The 19208-nt window shown below is 35.7% G+C and carries 8 protein-coding genes; all 8 read right to left on the bottom strand.

Going from position 1 to position 19208, the window contains the following annotated elements; all coding sequences use genetic code 11:
* Window positions 1-24: 24 nt before the first annotated feature.
* The 8 genes from sprA to ruvB all read right to left on the bottom strand — a co-directional run bounded on the left by sprA (window position 25) and on the right by ruvB (window position 19122).
* A complete protein-coding gene (gene sprA / locus A3SG_RS0100525; protein WP_016988049.1) occupies window positions 25-7185 on the bottom strand; it encodes a cell surface protein SprA in 7161 nt (2386 codons plus the stop codon).
* 25 nt (window positions 7186-7210) lie between these two features.
* A complete protein-coding gene (gene ruvA, locus A3SG_RS0100520) occupies window positions 7211-7792 on the bottom strand; it encodes a Holliday junction branch migration protein RuvA (RefSeq protein WP_016988048.1) in 582 nt (193 codons plus the stop codon).
* Window positions 7793-7884: 92 nt separating this feature from the next.
* A complete protein-coding gene (locus A3SG_RS0100515) occupies window positions 7885-10167 on the bottom strand; it encodes an NADP-dependent malic enzyme (RefSeq protein WP_016988047.1) in 2283 nt (760 codons plus the stop codon).
* Window positions 10168-10320: 153 nt separating this feature from the next.
* Window positions 10321-10473, bottom strand: coding sequence for a CBS domain-containing protein (locus A3SG_RS22050; protein ID WP_016988046.1), 153 nt, complete (start codon window positions 10471-10473; stop codon window positions 10321-10323).
* A 954-nt stretch (window positions 10474-11427) separates the two neighbouring features.
* Window positions 11428-12960, bottom strand: coding sequence for a RagB/SusD family nutrient uptake outer membrane protein (locus tag A3SG_RS0100505; RefSeq protein WP_016988045.1), 1533 nt, complete (start codon window positions 12958-12960; stop codon window positions 11428-11430).
* A gap of 21 nt (window positions 12961-12981) precedes the next feature.
* A complete protein-coding gene (locus A3SG_RS0100500) occupies window positions 12982-15990 on the bottom strand; it encodes a SusC/RagA family TonB-linked outer membrane protein (protein WP_029596523.1) in 3009 nt (1002 codons plus the stop codon).
* 1153 nt (window positions 15991-17143) lie between these two features.
* Window positions 17144-18070, bottom strand: coding sequence for a tRNA epoxyqueuosine(34) reductase QueG (queG, locus tag A3SG_RS0100490; RefSeq protein ID WP_029596522.1), 927 nt, complete (start codon window positions 18068-18070; stop codon window positions 17144-17146).
* Between the two features lie 29 nt (window positions 18071-18099).
* Entirely contained in the window at window positions 18100-19122 is a 1023-nt protein-coding gene (ruvB, locus tag A3SG_RS0100485; RefSeq protein ID WP_016988041.1) for a Holliday junction branch migration DNA helicase RuvB, read from the bottom strand.
* Window positions 19123-19208 lie beyond the last annotated feature (86 nt).

The raw sequence follows: 19208 nt of genomic DNA, 5'->3' as shown, positions 1-19208 counted from the left end.
AATATAGTTCAGATTTTAATAAATTTAATTTCCAAAATTATATCGAAGCGTAAATCCTGACCGAATGTTTGTAAGTGGGAACGAGGTAGATATTACTGCTTTTGAAAAAGAGTGATCATAATAGAAAATAGCAGTCAGGTTTTTACTGAAGGCATAATCTGCCGTCAATTTTAAAGACCAGATATTTTGCCCCCCAGCTAATTGATTGTTGTCATAATCTAAATATCTTACTATGGTTTGGTTGTTACGATAGGAGAAGTCTGCTTTCATATTGATATCCCCTTTAATAATACCCGAAGGGTTATCTGCCAACCTAGAACTAAAAATTACATCCTTAAAACGATACCCTACTCCAACAACATATTCTATTCCCTGTACTTCCGTCAATAAATTATTGTCAAAACTCATTGACAACGCTCGGTCTTTCTTAATCTCAGTAAGTATCTTTAATGAACTTTTTAATTCAAAATCCATTCGAATAAGCGGACTGAACTGCTCAACCAAGTTGATATTAGACATTATTGTTTTATTAAAAAAGTCACCACTCGCATCAACTCCATTCGGTGTTTTATCATAATCAAAATTAGACCGATACTGATTAATGGTATAAGATGCCCTGTAATTATGTTGCAAAGAGAACCTTTTAAAGTTCCTTTTGAACAAGTCATAACGCATCAACCCATTATACTTTACTGCCCAGTTCGGAATAGGGGCGCTTCTAAAAATGCCAAGAGAGACGCCTGATGGATCACTTCCTGAATAGGCAGCCATAAAAGCAGGCAATAATACGGCTTGATTGCCTTTACTAAATCCTATCGGATATCCATCCGAATCAAGGTTACTCGGGTTATTGACATCTATACCTCGCTGGAAAGCTAATCGGTTTGCCACTACAAGTCTATTAGCTCTGAATTCATCAAATGCTGCAGAAGAACGTTCGTCACTGGTCGAAAACGCTGTTTTTATCAGAACTGTAGAAATAGAAAAAAGACCGTAGGTATAAGGGGAAAGCGAATAATACTGTCCGTCTAAAACATTATACTGTTCTGAAAAATTATTAGAATAAGACCTATCAGCCACTAAATCAATTTTTAAATCTGGAAATAAATCTACATTTGCCGTCGCCTTAAAAATTTCATTGGTTACCTGAGTATAATTTTGGTTAAACTCCTGATAACTGGTCAGCCAACCATTTTTCGCAGCTTCATATCGAACATCATCTTGACTCCCAAAAGTAAACCCGAATGATGGCCTTGATGATCCTAAAAATCCAACACTTGGCGTATAACCAGGTAAAACGGTACCGCTATTCTCTGTATAGTTAACTTGAATGTTTTTAACACTTGTCAAAACCCCCATTAAAACGTTAATAAATTCATTGTTTTGAGCTTGTGGTTTTACAGTAGTATTCACCACTTTCTCTCCTGGTTTTGGCGCTGGAGCTTTCTGTCTATTTGCCGGCTTACCAGAATTTTTTGTCAATCCTAAATACTTATAAAGCAATTCCATATTAAAACTTGTATTCAAGTTATTAGAACGTGCATTCTGAACCGTATTCCCTAAATCTGGAATCCCAATATCCTTTAGTTGAGAAAATGCATTGGATGATTTTTGCCAATTATAGTCTCCCGTATAGGAATAATTAGCCTTCACAAAGCTAAATAATGGAATTTTATTAATTGGAATCTCATAGTTTAAAACCAATTGTTGCATGTGCTGGTTTGGACTTCCAATATCCCAATAACTATCCCAAATCGTAAAACTATCAATGGGTTCATTATCCTCATTCAAGTAGTTTTTGACAATATTGTTTGATGAGGCTGTATAGGTTAATTTCAATGATTTTGTCAGATTATAATTAAATCCATATTGATAGTTGAACGCAAAATTTCTTCGATACAAAGGATCAAGACCTATTCCCTGCACATCAACCTGTCTAAATTGCTGACGGTTGTACTGCCTGTTAATATTAGTGTTGAATGATATATTAGAAGGCAAATAGTTGAAATTAAAATCATTAAGCAGTTTCCAATAGCTACTTTTTTTCATAAATTCTGTTGTTTTGAACGGCTCAATTGGTTTTGGTTGAAAACTGAAGGCGTAATCAACTGATGAACTGGCTTGCTGGTCTACATAGTCTTCAATCTCAAAATCATGTCGCTCCACTTTGTTATACGATTGAGAAAAAGTAAAGTTTTCTGGATCATAGACATGTTGTTTTTGTTCAGGACCTCTTTGTTTTCTAACACCAATAAAATTGATACTCATTCGCTTTGTATAATCGATTGCTCTACTTGAAATGTTATCTTTTTTAGCAGAATCATCAGTATTATCCAACAACTGTTTTAGTTTTATATCCTGATTAAAAGGATCGTATTCCGGAGTGATCGTTTCTTCGCCAATGGCGTAATTAAACGGTAAATTAACACCCCATTTTGGAGGTAATAATTTTCCCAAATTAACATTAGTCACGATATTATATTGTTGAATATCTTCACGGCTTCTTTCGTTTGGTCCTTGTTCCAATGCTCCAAAACCAATAGTACTTTTCTTCCCTGTGGCAGAAATTGTAGCAAAATCAGCAAGGTTAGAATCAACACTCAACACGGCGGCCATCCCTCCTTGATTATCCATATCCGATAAACGAAGTTCATTGAACCAGACTTCTCCTTTAAGATCCTGACGCGTTTCATTGCTTTTTACACCCACCATCAAAGTTCTAACTAATCCAAAGTTAGGATTTCCTTTTATCCCCAATCTCAGCTTATTGGGTTTATTACCTAAAGCAGGATTTAGCTCATCCTCATTTTGATAATAAATTCCATCCAAAGGCAAGGTACTTAAATCGACACTCATTGCCAATATTTTCAATTGGGTCAATAATGCCAATGACAAATCTATTTCGTTTTCTTCAGGCCATACTTCCTCAGCACTCAAAGGGGAGCAATCTGATGTCGATGATGCTGAAGGCACCGTCACTTTCAACGGAATTTCAACTTGGTAAAAATTTTGAGTGAAATCATTTCCAAAACGGATAAACCCTATCATTTGGTCATCTCTAAGCGTGGTTTCATTTGGTAATGACTCTGCATGTAGAAACATTTTAAGTTTTTTGAATTGACGCATGTCGATACTTACATTTTTGAAAACTGCCCTAGAATCTCCAAGTTCGAGTCCATCACCAGAAACCCGTAACGACAATGATTGTTCGTTCTGGTTGATAATGGTATTATTATTAAACAATTGCTCTCGTTGTACACCAGGAGGCGTTATGTAATTAATAGGACATCTTTGATTGTTTTCCTGAATATTCACAGCTGCCACGTCTAACTCTGTTTTGTCATCTGCTACATTTGTATCGTTGAAGTCAAGCGTATTGGTATACCTTCTCCATTCCCCTCTCACTAAATCTAACGCTCCAAAACGAACCGTTACTTCCTGATCAAAACCGGTCATAAACATCCTCATAAAACGAATCGACCTAAAATCTGAAATATTTCCTACTGTATTCTCCGGTTGCGTAACAGGTATTTTAAACTGAATCCATCTTGAATCCGTTACTTCGCCATTAGGCAACGTCACCTGAGTATCTCTAATGTCCGTTATATAATTCTTCCCAATAGTAGGATTTGGCTTGACATCGATGCTATATTCATAATAAGCATTGATAGTATTCATCGTATTGTCTCTGTTGATATCTTCAACATCAGGAGCCGTAGTAGATCCTCTATTTGCATTGGTGATATCTACTACCGAATTTCCATCAACTCCATTGTAATTTTTATATCGCTCTAATATATTCCCGGAACTATTCAAGTAAAAGGTGTAATCATCTGCAGCGGGATCAGTTTCAGAGGCAAAGTTGGTATATACCGCACCTTCATTGGCATTAGCCAATCCATCCAATCCTATATCCTGATTCGAACGGTTATTTGCATTAGCATCAAACGCATAGATTAAAGATTGCGAAGCAGGAACGTCTCCCCAAATTGGTCTTGGGTTTACCAAAATTTGATCTGGTCCAAGTCCGTTTTCATATTGTTTTCTTCCGTCCTTTAAAACATCTTCGGATACCTCCCCTAAATTGAAATATAGCTTCCCTGAATTATTTTGAGGAATTGCTCCTTTTCCAACATAAGGATCCATTACCCAAAATTGAATATAATCTACATTTCCTTGCTCAAAATTAGTAGAATTTAAAGAGCGCATGATTCCCCCAAAATTTTCTGAAGGATTAGACGCAAAGTTGAGGTTATTATTGTATGGCCCTCTTTCAGATGGATAATAACTTAAATCAAATGTATTTATTACTTGTGACTGCCCTTGTGCTATGTCCGTTACAGGATAAAGCTCTTCGTTATAGACTCTCCTGGTGGTGTTGAGCGATAAGTCGTCATTTGAAATTCCCGAAGGTTTTTGAGTATAAAACACAGGGTCAATGGAATACCAAGCTAGTCTAGATCTTTTAAAACCATAACTCAAATCATTGGCATTAGCATTGAAGTCATAGCTGCTTCGAGTATTTCTGTCAGGAGTAGACGCCAAGCTCCAAGCGTATGAGGAACGCATGTCGATGGTAGTTTGAGAACCTTCGAAATCATCTACATAAATAGTAGACTCCCCTTCAAACTGATCTGCTTTTGGCGAATCCGGTTTTAAAAAAGCCACTTCTCCCCTTATGGACAAGTTTGACGGCACATCAGTATCGACGTTTGGCAGCTTATTTACTAATCTGGTCAAAAAAGGAACTTCTGTCGAAAAAATAGTATTGAATCCAAAAATAGTATTATTCACCGATTCCTGTCCAAAACTTGATTTCTGAGTGAACGGTCTTTCAGTCATTTTTAAGAAAGTACCCCCAACCAAAAAGTTCTCTGAAATTTTATGCTCTACATTTACACCCATAAACCGTCTGGTTTGCTGCCCGAAAACCGAATTGTTTTCTAAAGAAACATTAATTGGAGTATTTGAAGCCTGCAGTGCGGGATCTAAAATTTGCACTCTCCCCAATTGATAATTAACGCTATAATCAACCCCTTCTAATAGAATTCTTCCACCTGCGGTTACAACAACAGAACCTCTTGGCACATTAAATGCTCCAATGGGTATTCCATCACCTCCCGTCGATTTATACTTCCCTCTTAGTAAAAATTTATTTTTATCAATGTCTTGCAATGCACCTGCTTGTGTATTACGATACATATTCCTATAAACATATTTCTTTTGATTTATATTGTAAGTGCTCGCATCGTTATAGTTTTCTCCTGAACCCGTATAGGATAATTTAGAAAACAGTAATTCTCCAAATGGTTCTTTAGTAGTGAATATTAATCGGCCGTTTTGAGAATCTACCGTAATCCCTTGTATAAAATCAAAAAAACCATCGCCCCCCGCTTGAGGATCGTTGTTATAATTCAATTTATCTAAGTTGAATACTTTTAGCAAAGGCGTCTCGGCCACTTTATTACCGGCAGAGGGATTAACTGGAAATGGGGCTGGATTTCCAGCTGCATCTTTTGCCTCGGTAATATAATTTAACGGAGAGGGATCTGTGTAAAGGATATTGAACCTGAAATCTTCTTGTTTTACTTGATAGGCCCCTGGTATCTGATAAATGTTTTTCATCATCAAATTCCACACGGGGTTTTTAACATTGGTTAAATTACTTTTCAGCATCTTCAAAATTAAACTTTGTGTAATAATTGCTTGATTTGAAGGAGTGTTACCAGTAACAATAGTTGCGTCTATACCGTCATTACCAAACTCTCCCACCTGGTATGCTTTGTCACCAATAGTATACTGATATGCTACCGCTAAAACCTCGTCATTAGCCAGTCTTTGTTGCAACGAAATATATCCCAATTGGGCATTATAAGTGTATTCGTTAGGATTCAGTTTCCTTGCATTTTCTAATTTTGAATAATCCTGGCCTTCACTTACAGTAACATTAAACCCTGAACTAGAAGTTACGATTTCACGAATATTTTTGTTCAGCAAACCTGTCCCCGCTGAAATTTGTGCAGGATCGTAATCATTATTTGCGTTATTTGAAGGGGTGTCAAAAGGACTATTAAACATCCCGATGGAAGGGTCTAAAACCACTACTTCACTATCTGGTATCCCTGACAATTGGCCTTCTCCTAAATCTTGAAGCGCAATAATATTTCTTAGATTATTAGAAGTCGTACTTACTCTGGTTTGTTTGTTAGTAACCCAAATTTCCAATCTTGAAATTTGAACTCTACTGTCTATAAAAGGATAATTTTTTAATGATGAATCGTATTTGTTTCTGAAATATTGGGATAAAAAAAAGTGCCTGTCGCTATCATAATCGAGGGCAAAAATATCAAAGTCCTGTATCGTACCACCACCTTGCGATACTACGCTTTTTGTCTGTGATTTCTGTTCTGAAAAAACCCCCGTAACCGTTGTCTTACCAAATTGCAGCTGGGTTTTTACTCCAAACAAACTTTGCGCCCCTCTAATTAAGGAACTATTCAAAGGCATACTTACATTTCCAACTTCAATTTTTTGAATAATATCATCTTCTGAAGGAGTATATTCTAGTTTAAATAAATTTTGAAATGCAAAAGTGGATTGCGTATCATAATTGGCATTAACATTAAGTCTTGTCCCTACTTTCCCCATTAAACTCATGCTTATCCTTTGGTTGAAGTCAAACGACAAATTAGATCTGTTTCTTGGAGAAAAGGACGGATTATCTTGTTTAGTGAAGCGCGCGCCCAAGTCCATTTCTACAGAACCGGTAGGCTTAACATCAATTGTATTGCTCCCGAAAATAGATTCAAAAAGACTTGAATTTACATAGTACTTTGGTAATAAATCTTTTTTAGCAGCGTCACTACCTTCTTTTTTACCGTCTATAGCGTCGGTCTTTTTCTTGAAATAATCTCTCATGGATTCTTTCAAGACTAAACTCTCATACTCTTTTGGTGTCAATATGATTGGATAATTAATGGAAAACCCATCAACTGAATTGGTGTAAATATACCTATTGGTAACTGGGTCGTATGTATAAGCAGACAGGACACTTTGAGGATCTTTTATTTGGACTTTTCCTAGAGCAAAACCAGTTTTTGTGGTATCTTGAGTTTGTTCCTTTACCTGAGCCAGCGATACCGAACCACAAAATAAAACAAGCAAAAAAGTACAAATTTTACGCATACAATTCGTGTTTTTAAGTTTGATTTTATAAGTTTTTTAGAGCTTTCTTAATAATCGATTCCACAGAAGCCTCAGGGTCCTCTTTCACTATTTTCTCGATAATTTTCTCTGATGTTTTTCTCACAAAACCTAAAACCTCCAAAGCTGATAACGCCTCATCTCGGTTTGTATTGCTTTGCGACATTGAAACTTCATCTAAATCATACAATTTCAAAACTTTGTCTTTCAAATCAAGAATTACCCGTTGAGCAGTTTTACTTCCAATTCCTTTAATTGACTGTATTGTAACAACATCTGCTGATGCAATCGCATTTGTAATCTGTTTTGGATCCAATGAAGACAGCATTGTCCGGGCTATGCTTGCCCCAATTCCTGAAACTGAAAGTAACATTTTAAAAATCTCTCTTTCTGACTTTTCAATAAATCCAAATAAAGTATGTGCATCTTCTTTTATTTGAACATGGGTGAACAATTTTACAAAATCAGCATCTGGAAGCAAAGAATAGGTATGTAAGGAGATATTCACGTGATACCCTACACCTCCACAATCAATAATTACGTGTGTTGGTGTTTTTTCCACTAATTTTCCTTGTAAATGTGCTATCATTTAATTGTTTTGTATTTAGTATAAATATAGAATTTTTAAAAATAAAAAAAACACTCCGTAAAGAATACGGAGTGCCCTTTTTATACAAAATTCTATTTATTTTTTTTCTTCTGTTTTTCCTGAGCATCAATAACGGCAATGGCAGCCATATTAACCATCTCTTCTACGCTCGCTCCTAATTGAAAGATATGGACTGGTTTTCCCATACCCAACATAATAGGCCCAATCGAATCTACTTGGTTTAATTCTTTCAATAATTTATAAGTGATATTTGCCGAATCAAGGTTTGGAAAAATCAATGTATTCACTTTTTTACCGGCCAATTTAGAAAATGGAAACTTTTCTTTCAACATCTCAGGATTCAAAGCAAAATCAGCCTGAACTTCTCCATCAATGACCATTTCTGGGTGGTTCTTGTGTAAATAAGATACAGCCTCTCTTACTTTTGCCGCACTTGGATCTGTGGAAGACCCAAAGTTTGAAAACGAAACCATAGCCATAACAGGTTCTACACCAAACATTTTCACCGTTTTCGCAGTCATAATCGCAATTTTGGCCAGATCGTCAGCAGTAGGGTCAATATTTATAGCAGTATCTGACAAGAACATTGGTCCACGCTTTGTCAACATCATATTTGTAGTCGCAACAATAGATGCTCCCGGTGCTTTACCAATAAGTTGCAGCATAGGCTTAACGACTGATGAATAACTTCTAGTATATCCGGTAACTAATCCATCGGCTTCACCTTCGTTGACCATCATTGCTGCAAAATAGTTTCTTTCCCGCATCAACTTTTGAGCATCCAATAAAGAGATTCCTCTTCTTTTTCTAGCTTCCCAATACTTAAGTGCGAATCTATTTCTTCGCTCGTCTTCTTCCCAAACTTTCGTATCTATAATCTCAACTTCGGCTTCAAAACCCAATTCTTTTTTCAGCTCTATTATTATTTCCATGTTACCCAATAAAATGGGATGGCCGATGCCTTCGTCTAAAACAATTTGAGCCGCTTTTAATACATCTAAATGATCCGCTTCTGCAAATACGATTTTTTTAGGATCAATTTTAGCTCTATTGGTAATCAATCGAACCATTTTATTGTCATTCCCCAATCTGTCTAAAAGCTCTTCTTCATATTTATTCCAATCCGTAATAGGGTTTAAGGCGACTCCGGAATCCATTGCTGCTTTTGCCACCGCCGGTGCAACAACACTTATCAACCTTGGATCAAATGGAGAAGGAATAATATAGTCTCTTCCAAAAGTTAATTTGGTTGCACCATAAGCAATATTCACTTGTTCAGGGACATATTCTTTTGCTAAAGCTGCAAGCGCTCTAACGGCAGCCATTTTCATGGCTTCGTTAATTTTTGTGGCACGAACATCTAATGCACCACGGAATATATAAGGAAAACCTAATACGTTATTTACTTGATTAGGATAATCTGATCTTCCCGTAGCCATAATAATATCCGTCCGGGTAGCTTTGGCTAAATGATAATCTATTTCCGGCACTGGGTTTGCCATAGCAAAAACAACAGGATTGTCTGCCATTGCCAGCAACATCTCTGGAGAAAGAACATTTCCTGCTGAAAGTCCCAAGAAAACATCTGCTCCCTTTATAGCCTCTCCTAATGTCAACCCTTTCTTTTCTGTTGCGTATCGTTGTTGTATGAGTGAAAGGTCTGTTCTGTCCTTAGACAAAACTCCGTCTTTATCAAACATGGTAATATTAGCTGCATTAACTCCCAACTGCACATATAAATTTGCACAAGCTAAAGCTGCAGAACCTGCTCCCGAAACAATAACTTTTGCATCCTCAATATTCTTCTCTGCTAATTCGAGTGCATTTAATAAGGCCGCAGATGAAATAATTGCCGTCCCATGCTGATCATCATGCATTACAGGAATATCGAGTTCTTCAACCAATCGTCTTTCAATTTCGAATGATTCAGGGGCTTTAATATCTTCTAAATTTATTCCTCCAAAAGTAGGAGCTATCGCTTTAACTGTCTCAATGAATTTGTCAATATCCTTAACGTCCACTTCAATATCAAAAACATCAATATCAGCAAAGATTTTAAACAACAAAGCTTTACCTTCCATAACTGGTTTTGAAGCCTCGGGACCGATATCTCCAAGCCCTAAAACTGCTGTCCCATTTGTAATAACTGCAACTAAATTCCCTTTAGCTGTATATTTATATACATTATTGACATCTTTTGCTATTTCCAAACATGGCTCTGCCACACCAGGAGTATAAGCCAGTGACAAATCCCTTTGCGTTGCATATTTTTTTGTGGGAACTACTTGGATTTTACCGGGGTTTGGCTTTGCGTGATATAATAATGCTTCTCTTCTCTTACTGTTCTGATTCATTTTTTTAGATTTTATTCTAGCGCACAAAGATATAAGAGTTGCTTTAATAAGTGCACTATTCTCTTATTCTTTTATAAAAAACAAATGTCTTTTGGTCGTAAAAAGAATAGCTACACTAATTGCAACTCTTTATATTGACAGTTCTATTTATAATTACACGTTTTTCCCACTGATATAAGAATCCAGATATTGAATTGTTTCTTTTTGTATTTCTATGATAGACTTTACTACATCTCCTATCGAAATGATGCCTAAAACCACGTTGTTTTCAAGAACTGGTAAATGTCTGATTCTTTTTGTACTCATCAATTCCAATCAATAATCAAGATTATCCGTCGGTTTAACTGTAATAACATCTCGCGCCATAATTTCATGTACAAGAGCATCTTTGGACGCTTTGTTTTTCAACACTATTTTTCTGGCATAATCTCTTTCAGATAATACTCCTTAAAGTAAATTATCTTCAATGACCAAAGCAGCACCAACATTTTTCTCTCCCATTACTTTTAAGGCTTCATAAACCGTAATACTAGAAACTATGGAGTGAACATCGCGTCCTTTAACGCTTAATATTTGATTTACAGTCCTATTGAAAAATTTTAATTAAATATAAAGTTAAAAAAAATAGCATGCGAACGACAGCTGTTTTGTGAAAAAACTGATTAAAACAAATCTTCCGGTAAAGCGACAGTATTCAATTTAGCTTTAGATTCATCATTCAAAATTTGCAAACCATATTGGTATGATGCATTTACCCATCCAAATCCTTCTTTAGAGATATAGTCGAATTCTGTTCGAATCTACTCGAGAAAGATCATACTGACACAAAATAAAATGGCAAAAGAAGTACCGAAAGAGCATTAGACTTTAAACCAAAAAAGGTGAATCAACTTATTATGCCAAAAGGTCATCAAAAAAGATAAAATCGACTTTAAGAATAGATTTACAAAATAAAACCTCAATTACTTCAAGGTAGAAACTGATAATTTTCACCAATCGTAAATAGATACAGTACTTTTATTTTAATGGAGCAATTAAAGTAATCTGATTCAGAATTTTTATTCAATCCCATTCTTTTTTCTAGAGAATTGGCACCAAAGTATGATACAATCAAATAATTATTCAGTCTTGGCACTCCTTGAAAAGGATCATATTAGACGCTTATTTTTGAGTCTTAATAACTAATTCAAAAAACTCTTTTAACTGCAAAAAAAATCAACGCCTCACGACGTTGATTTTTATTACTATTTAATCTAATTACTAGTACCCTGGGTTCTGATCTGCATTAGTTAGAGCATCATTCAAATTAATTTCATTAATTGGAATAGGAAACAGATTGTTTTTTGCTGTGTAACCCGTACCCGCTAATTCAGTACCAGCCTTACCCCATCTTACTAGATCCCAAAAACGTTGACCTTCAAAGGCAAGTTCTAAAAACTTTTCGTTAGCAATAGCATCAAATAAAGCTGTTCCACTAAGTGCTGGTGACACATCTGTCAAACCTGCTCTTTTTCGCACTTTATTTAATTCGATTCTCGCTTGAGCATCTCCGTTTGGAGTCGCTTTGTTATAAGCCTCAGCAGCTAATAATAAAACTTCTGAGTACCTTAACAATCTCCAGTTTGTTGTGTAGTTCAACTCTTGAATTCCAGCTTCATTTGTATCAGAAGTACGAGTAGCATATTTTGTTCTAATAGCACCTTGATAATCCCAAGGCAAACCAGTTCTACCTCCTCCTTTAGCTACAAGTTCAGCTTCAGTCATTAAAGTGGCTGCTTTTCTATTTACATCACCTTCTGCTTGAAACGCATTGACAATTTTAGCTGTAGGGAGATTAAATCCCCATCCATTAATAAGTCCTGTACCTTTTAGATTAAAAACTCCATCTCCTCGAGGTCCCATTAATTGAACATGTAAATTGCTTTCCATTCGCCCTCCCCAAACAACATTACCCCAGTCATATCCTTTAGTAGAAATATAACCTAACTCAAACAAAGATTCTTTACCAAACTCTGATTTTACTGACCATACATCTGCAGAACTCGTCTCTAGTCCGTAGGCTGGATTTGAAATAACTGCCGCCAGATAAGGAATAGCCTCGGAATATTTTCCTTCAAAAACTAATACTTTACCCAACAAGGCTTGAGCTGTAGCATTTGAAACTCTAAAACTTTGTTTAACAGCTCCTCTAGCTGGTAAACCAGCGATAGCATCTATCAAATCTTTTTTTACTTGTGCATAAATAGTAGCTCTTGGACTTTTTACTAACCCGAAGGCCTTCGCATTCAACTCTGTTGGGTTTGTTAAACGCAAAGGAACGTCACCCCACATAGTGGTTAATTCGAAGTAGCAATATGCTCTTATAAATTTAGCCTCAGCTAAAACAAATTGTTTATTACTTAAGGACCCTACTTCAGCCTTATTAATAATTGTATTAGACAACGCAATTGTTCTATAATACAGATTCCAAACACTCAAGATACTTGAATTTGATACAGACACGTTTGTGTAATCATCAATATCTTGTAGTTGTGGTTGATCTGTAGAACTACCTCCTCCTGCATTAGCCTCATCTCCTGGTAGCACCTTTAAAAAATAAGCGCTTGACCAGTCTTTAGCATAATTGTATTGCATTAAGTCATACAAACCTATAAGGGCCTGCTCTGCATTTTCTTCCTTATCAAGAAATGTATCGCTTTCTAAAACTCCTACGGGTGCGATTTCCACAAAATCATTACTACATCCTACACTTATAAAAAGCATAACTATAGTACCGAACATTAATTTTTTCATAATTGATTGTTGTTTTTTTAATTAAAACTCTAGTGATAATCCTAATAATGCTTTTGCGGGAATAGGATAAAATCCTCTATCAACTCCTATGCTATTGTCAGCAAAACTTCCAGATTCTGGATCTAAACCCCTGTACTTAGTAAATGTAAAGTAGTCATCTAATGACAAGTATAATCTTAATTTTCGCAATTTCAATGTTTGAACTAAATCTTTAGAGAAGTTATATCCAACTTGAATTTGTTTGATTCTCAGGTAAGAACCATCTTGCACCATTAAATCAGTATCATACGACTCTATTACATTTGCTGCACCAGGATATTTCGCATCTGTCCTTCCTGATACCCATCTATCGTTGAAAAATTCGACAGGTTTATTAGTGATAGGTCTTGATGGTTGGTGGTAAGCTGCAAAAATCTCATTACCCTGTGTTCCTTGAAACATAAGATTGAAATCGAAGCCTTTGTAAGACATATTAAAACTTCCTCCAAAAAGTAAATTTGGTTGAGGAGAGCCAATTATTGTTTTATCATTAGAAGTAATTCCCGGAACCCCATCGGTGTCAACCTTTATCACTTTGCCTGTTGCAGGATCAATTCCATCAGTTTTGTATCCATAAAAATACCATAGAGGGAATCCTTGTTCAAAACGAGTTACGCCGTCATTGTTTTGTGGTGCACCGGCACCCACTAAAGCAGCAGGAACTATTATTTCTGTAACCTTATTTTTTAAAGTCGAAAGATTTAGGTTGATACCGTATTGTAAACCACCTTGAGTTTTATCAGAATAACCAACTTCAAATTCTAATCCTTTATTTTCAACTGTTCCGCCATTAATAGCTCCAACTGTTTGTCCTAAAGACGGAGGAGCTATAATATTTCCATCAGGAATAATTAAGTCTCTTGTTGTTTTTTTGTAATAGTCTGCTGTGAAATTTAATTTTCCGTTAAAAGCTGTTAAATCGACTCCTAAATCTATTTGTTCTGAACGTTCCCATGTTAATTTAGGATTGGCAAGATCACCAGGTGTTACCCCACTAACTCCTTCATAAACCACTGAAGCAGCACCATCTACTGTTTTGTAAACTTGGATGTCTCCATTTCCTGCTAAATTCGCGTCACTACCATTTTGTCCCCAACTTCCTCTTAGCTTTAAGTAACTGATTTTTGAATCAGTATTCCAAAAGTCTTCTTTTGAAATAACCCATCCTGTGGATACAGCAGGAAAGTAACCTCCTTTTTGCGATTTTGGAAATACACTAGACTCGTCATATCTTATAGACCCTTCTAAAAGATACTTTCCATTATAATCATATGATAATCTTCCGAAAACAGAATTCATGTTTTTTTGATATATGTTTCCACCAATGACATCATTATCTCTATTTGTAAAATCGAAATAAGCGAATTCTTCTGACTGCAATGGAACTTCTGAACCTTTTAAAGAATAATAAGGGTTCTTTCTTTTTTCAGCTGAATACCCCAATAAACCTGTGAAGTTATGTTTTCCAACATCTTTTGTATAACTAGCAAAATTTTCCCATAACCACCTTGAATTTCTAGAAATATTATTTCTTAAAGTTACTGATGAGTTTTGAGCCTCTGATGTTATATAGTAAATCGGATTCCATCTACTATCAATTGAATTTGATCTTTCGTATCCTAACCTTGAAGTCACAGATAAGCCTTCAGCTAATGTAAGTTTAGCATATACTGTTGATAACATCCTGTCAGTATCAATATTACCTCTAAATCTATAGTTTGTTTCTGCAACTGGATTCATCACTTCTCCATTTGAATAGGTAGGATATCCATAAACATTGCCGTTAGAGTCAACCATTGCTGTTCCGGCAGTAACTCCGTCTATTGCTCTTTGTGGCAAAGCGCCATTATAAAATACAGGGGTCAATGGATCTATAATTAATAAGTGATTAACAACACCTCCAGTTGAATCATCTTCAGAAATTGGTGAAGAACCTGTATTTGAATAGGAAATATTTGCACCAACTTCTAACCAATCCTTAACTTGACTTTTAATGTTTGTTCTCAAGGTGTATCTTTTGTATGCAGAATCAGCACCTCCAATAATACCTTCTTGATTAAGAAAAGTTCCAGACAAATAATAATTTGTTCTTTCTGAAGCCCCAGAAATGCTAAGATCATGACGTTGAGCAAATGCATTTTGAAAAGTTTCATCGATCCAGTTAGTATTTATCCCATTGTCAACTATTGCAGCATTACCTGCTTCATTAAAATAAGTAACAAACTGCGACGCATCCATTAGTTCCATTTTAGTCCTAACTGATTGCGTAGTAAATTGGGAGTTGTAGCTGACAACGATGTCACCCACTTTACCTTGCTTAGTAGTAATGATAACTACTCCATTTGCTCCTTCTGTACCATAAATTGCTGCTGATGCAGCATCTTTTAATACTTCTACGTTAGCAATATCACTAGGAGCGAGGTTTTCAATAGTACTCACTTTCATTCCATCAACGATATATAATGGATCAGAATTTCCGTTAGATCCAGCACCTCTAATTCTCACTTTTGCACCAGAACCCGGCGATCCTGAAGAAGACACTACAGTTACACCTGATGTTCTACCTTGAAGAACTTGTTCTACCCTTGCATTTGAGCTACTTTCAATCTGTTTTGAGCTAATGCTAGAAATTGAACCTGTAACTAAACTTTTCTTTTTAACTCCGTAACCTACTACTACTACCTCTTGTAGCTCGGCAGAATCACTTTTCAATGTTACATTGATAACATTTTTTCCTGCGGTATTCACTTCTTGCGTTTCAAGGCCAATATAAGTGAAAATTAAAACGGCATTTGAACCCGTAATTTTAATGGTAAATTTACCATCTGGATCAGTTTGCGCTCCATTTGTTGTTCCCTTTACTAAAACAGATGCTCCTGGGAGCGGTCCATTCGAATCTGATACCGTACCAGTCACCTGTTGCGAATAGGTCAAACTTGTACAAAGTATTGTTAGAAACATAATCAAGCCTTTGGTTAGACTATTTTTCATACGTAATAAATAAATTAATTAATAATTTGGTTTGGTTTTTAGTAGGAACAAACTTAGTAAAAATTTTAACACAGTTTTAAGAAGTTGTTAACTACAACGATTGCGATTATAAAAAAAGTTTCAAAATTAAAATCAATACCATAAAAATTTAATTTTTAATTTACATAAAACATAATAAATATAGAAAAAAGATGCTTTTATGCTATTTAAATACGGTTTTACTAAAAAACGATAGTCAATTTAACAAGACCTACTTACTACTGAATCCGTTTAGCTGTTTCAATGAAATATTTATCACGAACTTTCCATCACTTAAAATACAATAGTCCCGATTACCTTAAATAGAAATGCAATTTGGGGGAGAATCAGTGGCAATAAAAAACCTCTTTTCTGTTCTTTAGTCATTATATTACTAACCGACGGAATTTACATAATGTTTTCTAACTTCTGACTGATTGATAAAAGCAACATACTATATTGCAAAATAGTACCGGTGTACTTTAAGAATCTGAATCCATAAATAAGAACCTGATAATATCCTCTGTCTTTTTGAAAACAGGATTAGTGCTATTGGCCGAATGCGGCGTAAGTGCAAATAATATAATACTGCCTTATAAGCCGAATATAGACTTTGCCCAAAACAAACAGACAAAATACCACTGACCGCTACATAAGTGATAGGAAAGAATAAAGGATTCCAATATCTTTATTGACCAACGTACCTTGCTATATACTCACTAACACGTATCTAATCATGAAAGAAGCAGCATTATTACACAAATTTCACCAGAAACCCTTGAACTAAAACATATATTTGTTTGGTATTGCTCTTGAGTCTAGAGTTATAATAGAGTATTTGCAATCACATATTTCATCATAGCGGAAGCGCTTTTTTATTTTAAGAACCCTATGGATCAGAATTTCGGAACAAATGGCCGTAATTGGTTGTAGCAATTACACGATATATTATGCCCCTTAACAAAAACACTTAAAATAGATCAACCTAGTCATCAAATGGGCGTAGAATCATTTAATCTCTTATTAGAAGAAATGAATTGTCATAAATTAGACCTTCCCTTTATCCCCAGAACGATTTTACTGGAAACTACTGTTATTCCAAGAGAATCATCCCTAAAAAAAGGAACATCAAAAATTATTTTAAAAAATTGATATTACGTTTCAACCCTGAAAATTTCGCTCTTTTAAGAGGCGAATCCTTGAAGACCGCCCTGAAAGTTTCTTCTGTGATTTCGTCCCAATCTTTTCTATTCATCGATAATAAATCTGGATTAGGGTTGAGCAACGGCTCATTGTGTGGTTTAGAGAATTTATTCCACGGACAGACGTCTTGACATATGTCGCAACCAAAAGCCCAATCCTCGAAATGGCCTCTCATCTCCTGTGGAATACTTTCTTTTAATTCTATGGTAAAATAAGAAATACACTTATTTCCATCGACTATATAAGGAGCGACTATAGCCTGAGTAGGACAGGCATCAATACAGGCAGTACAAGTACCACAATGATCCGTTGTTGCATAATCATAGTCCAAATCTAAATCGATAACGAGTTCTGCAATGAAATAGAACGAGCCTACTTTTTGAGTTAAAAGGTTACTATTTTTCCCGATCCATCCTAAACCACTTTTGGCAGCCCAAGCTTTTTCTAAAACTGGAGCAGAATCCACAAACGCCCGACCAGAAACTTCACCTATCGTTTCTTGAATAGAAAACAACAATTCTTTAAGCTTACCTATGATTACCTGATGATAATCCGCGCCATAAGCATATTTAGAAATCTTATAAGCCTCGTCATTTTGTTTTTGCTCCGGATAATAATTCAGCAACAAAGAGACCACACTTTTAGCATCTTCAACCAATAAGGTAGGATTTAAACGCTTGTCAAAATGATTTTCCATATAGGACATTTGCCCGTTCTTGTTCTTGTTCAGCCAAATCTCTAATCTAGGAGCTTCTTCTTCAAGAAATCCAGCTTTAGAAACACCACAAGACAAAAATCCGAGCCGTTTCGCTTCGGATTTAATAAATTGCGTATATTTCGATTTCGACTGAATAACTATATAATTATAACCAAAGACCCGTTGTCAGTTTAAAACAAACCTCCTTGAATATTCGTGTTAATTTTACCAAGATGCCTATAAGCTTTATCGGTAACTTCTCTCCCCCTAGGTGTTCTCATAATAAAACCTTCCTGAATCAGGAATGGTTCATATACCTCTTCAATTGTTTCACTGCTTTCTGATACGGCAGTTGCCAAAGTAGATAAACCAACAGGCCCTCCTTTAAATTTATCGATAATGGTCGTCAAAATTTTATTGTCCATTTCATCCAGACCATGCGCATCAACATTTAACGCTTTCAGCGCATATCTAGAAATTTCAATGTCTATTGTTCCATTTCCCTTAATTTGAGCAAAATCACGTACACGACGTAATAAAGCGTTGGCGATTCTAGGCGTTCCCCTGCTTCTTCCAGCAATTTCGATTGCGGCTTCCAATGAAATTGGCATTTTCAGTATTGACGCGCTTCTTTCGACAATTGTAGTCAACAATTCAGCAGTATAATACTGCAACCGAGACGATATCCCAAAACGTGCACGCATTGGTGCTGTAAGTAATCCAGACCTTGTAGTTGCTCCAATAAGAGTAAATGGATTAAGATTGAGCTGAACTGTTCTCGCATTTGGCCCAGATTCAATCATTATGTCAATCTTGAAGTCCTCCATCGCAGAGTACAAATACTCCTCAACGATAGGGCTTAAACGATGTATTTCATCTATAAAAAGAACGTCTCTTTCCTCTAAGTTTGTTAATAGACCAGCTAAATCGCCAGGTTTATCAAGAACAGGTCCCGAAGTAATTTTTATCCCCACCTGAAGTTCATTAGCTAAAATATTAGCCAAAGTCGTTTTTCCTAAACCAGGTGGTCCATGGAAAAGAGTATGATCTAACGCTTCGTTTCTTTGATTTGCAGCCTCAACGAAAACTTTAAGGTTTTCTAATATCTGATCCTGACCCGCAAAGTCATCGAAAGATAAAGGCCGCAATTTTTTTTCGAGATCTAATTCTTCAGAATTATAACCACCCGCTGTTGGATCTAAATTTTCATTCATGTAACAAAGATAAAATAAAGTACGCAGTTAAATACAGCACAAATAAAAGAGTTCAGAAATAAATACAAAAAAAAGCCTTTACTTAT

Source organism: Flavobacterium sp. ACAM 123 (assembly GCF_000264055.1).
GTDB lineage: Bacteria > Bacteroidota > Bacteroidia > Flavobacteriales > Flavobacteriaceae > Flavobacterium.
Note: the sequence above shows the minus strand (reverse complement) of the source record. Positions and strands in the feature narration are given on the sequence as shown.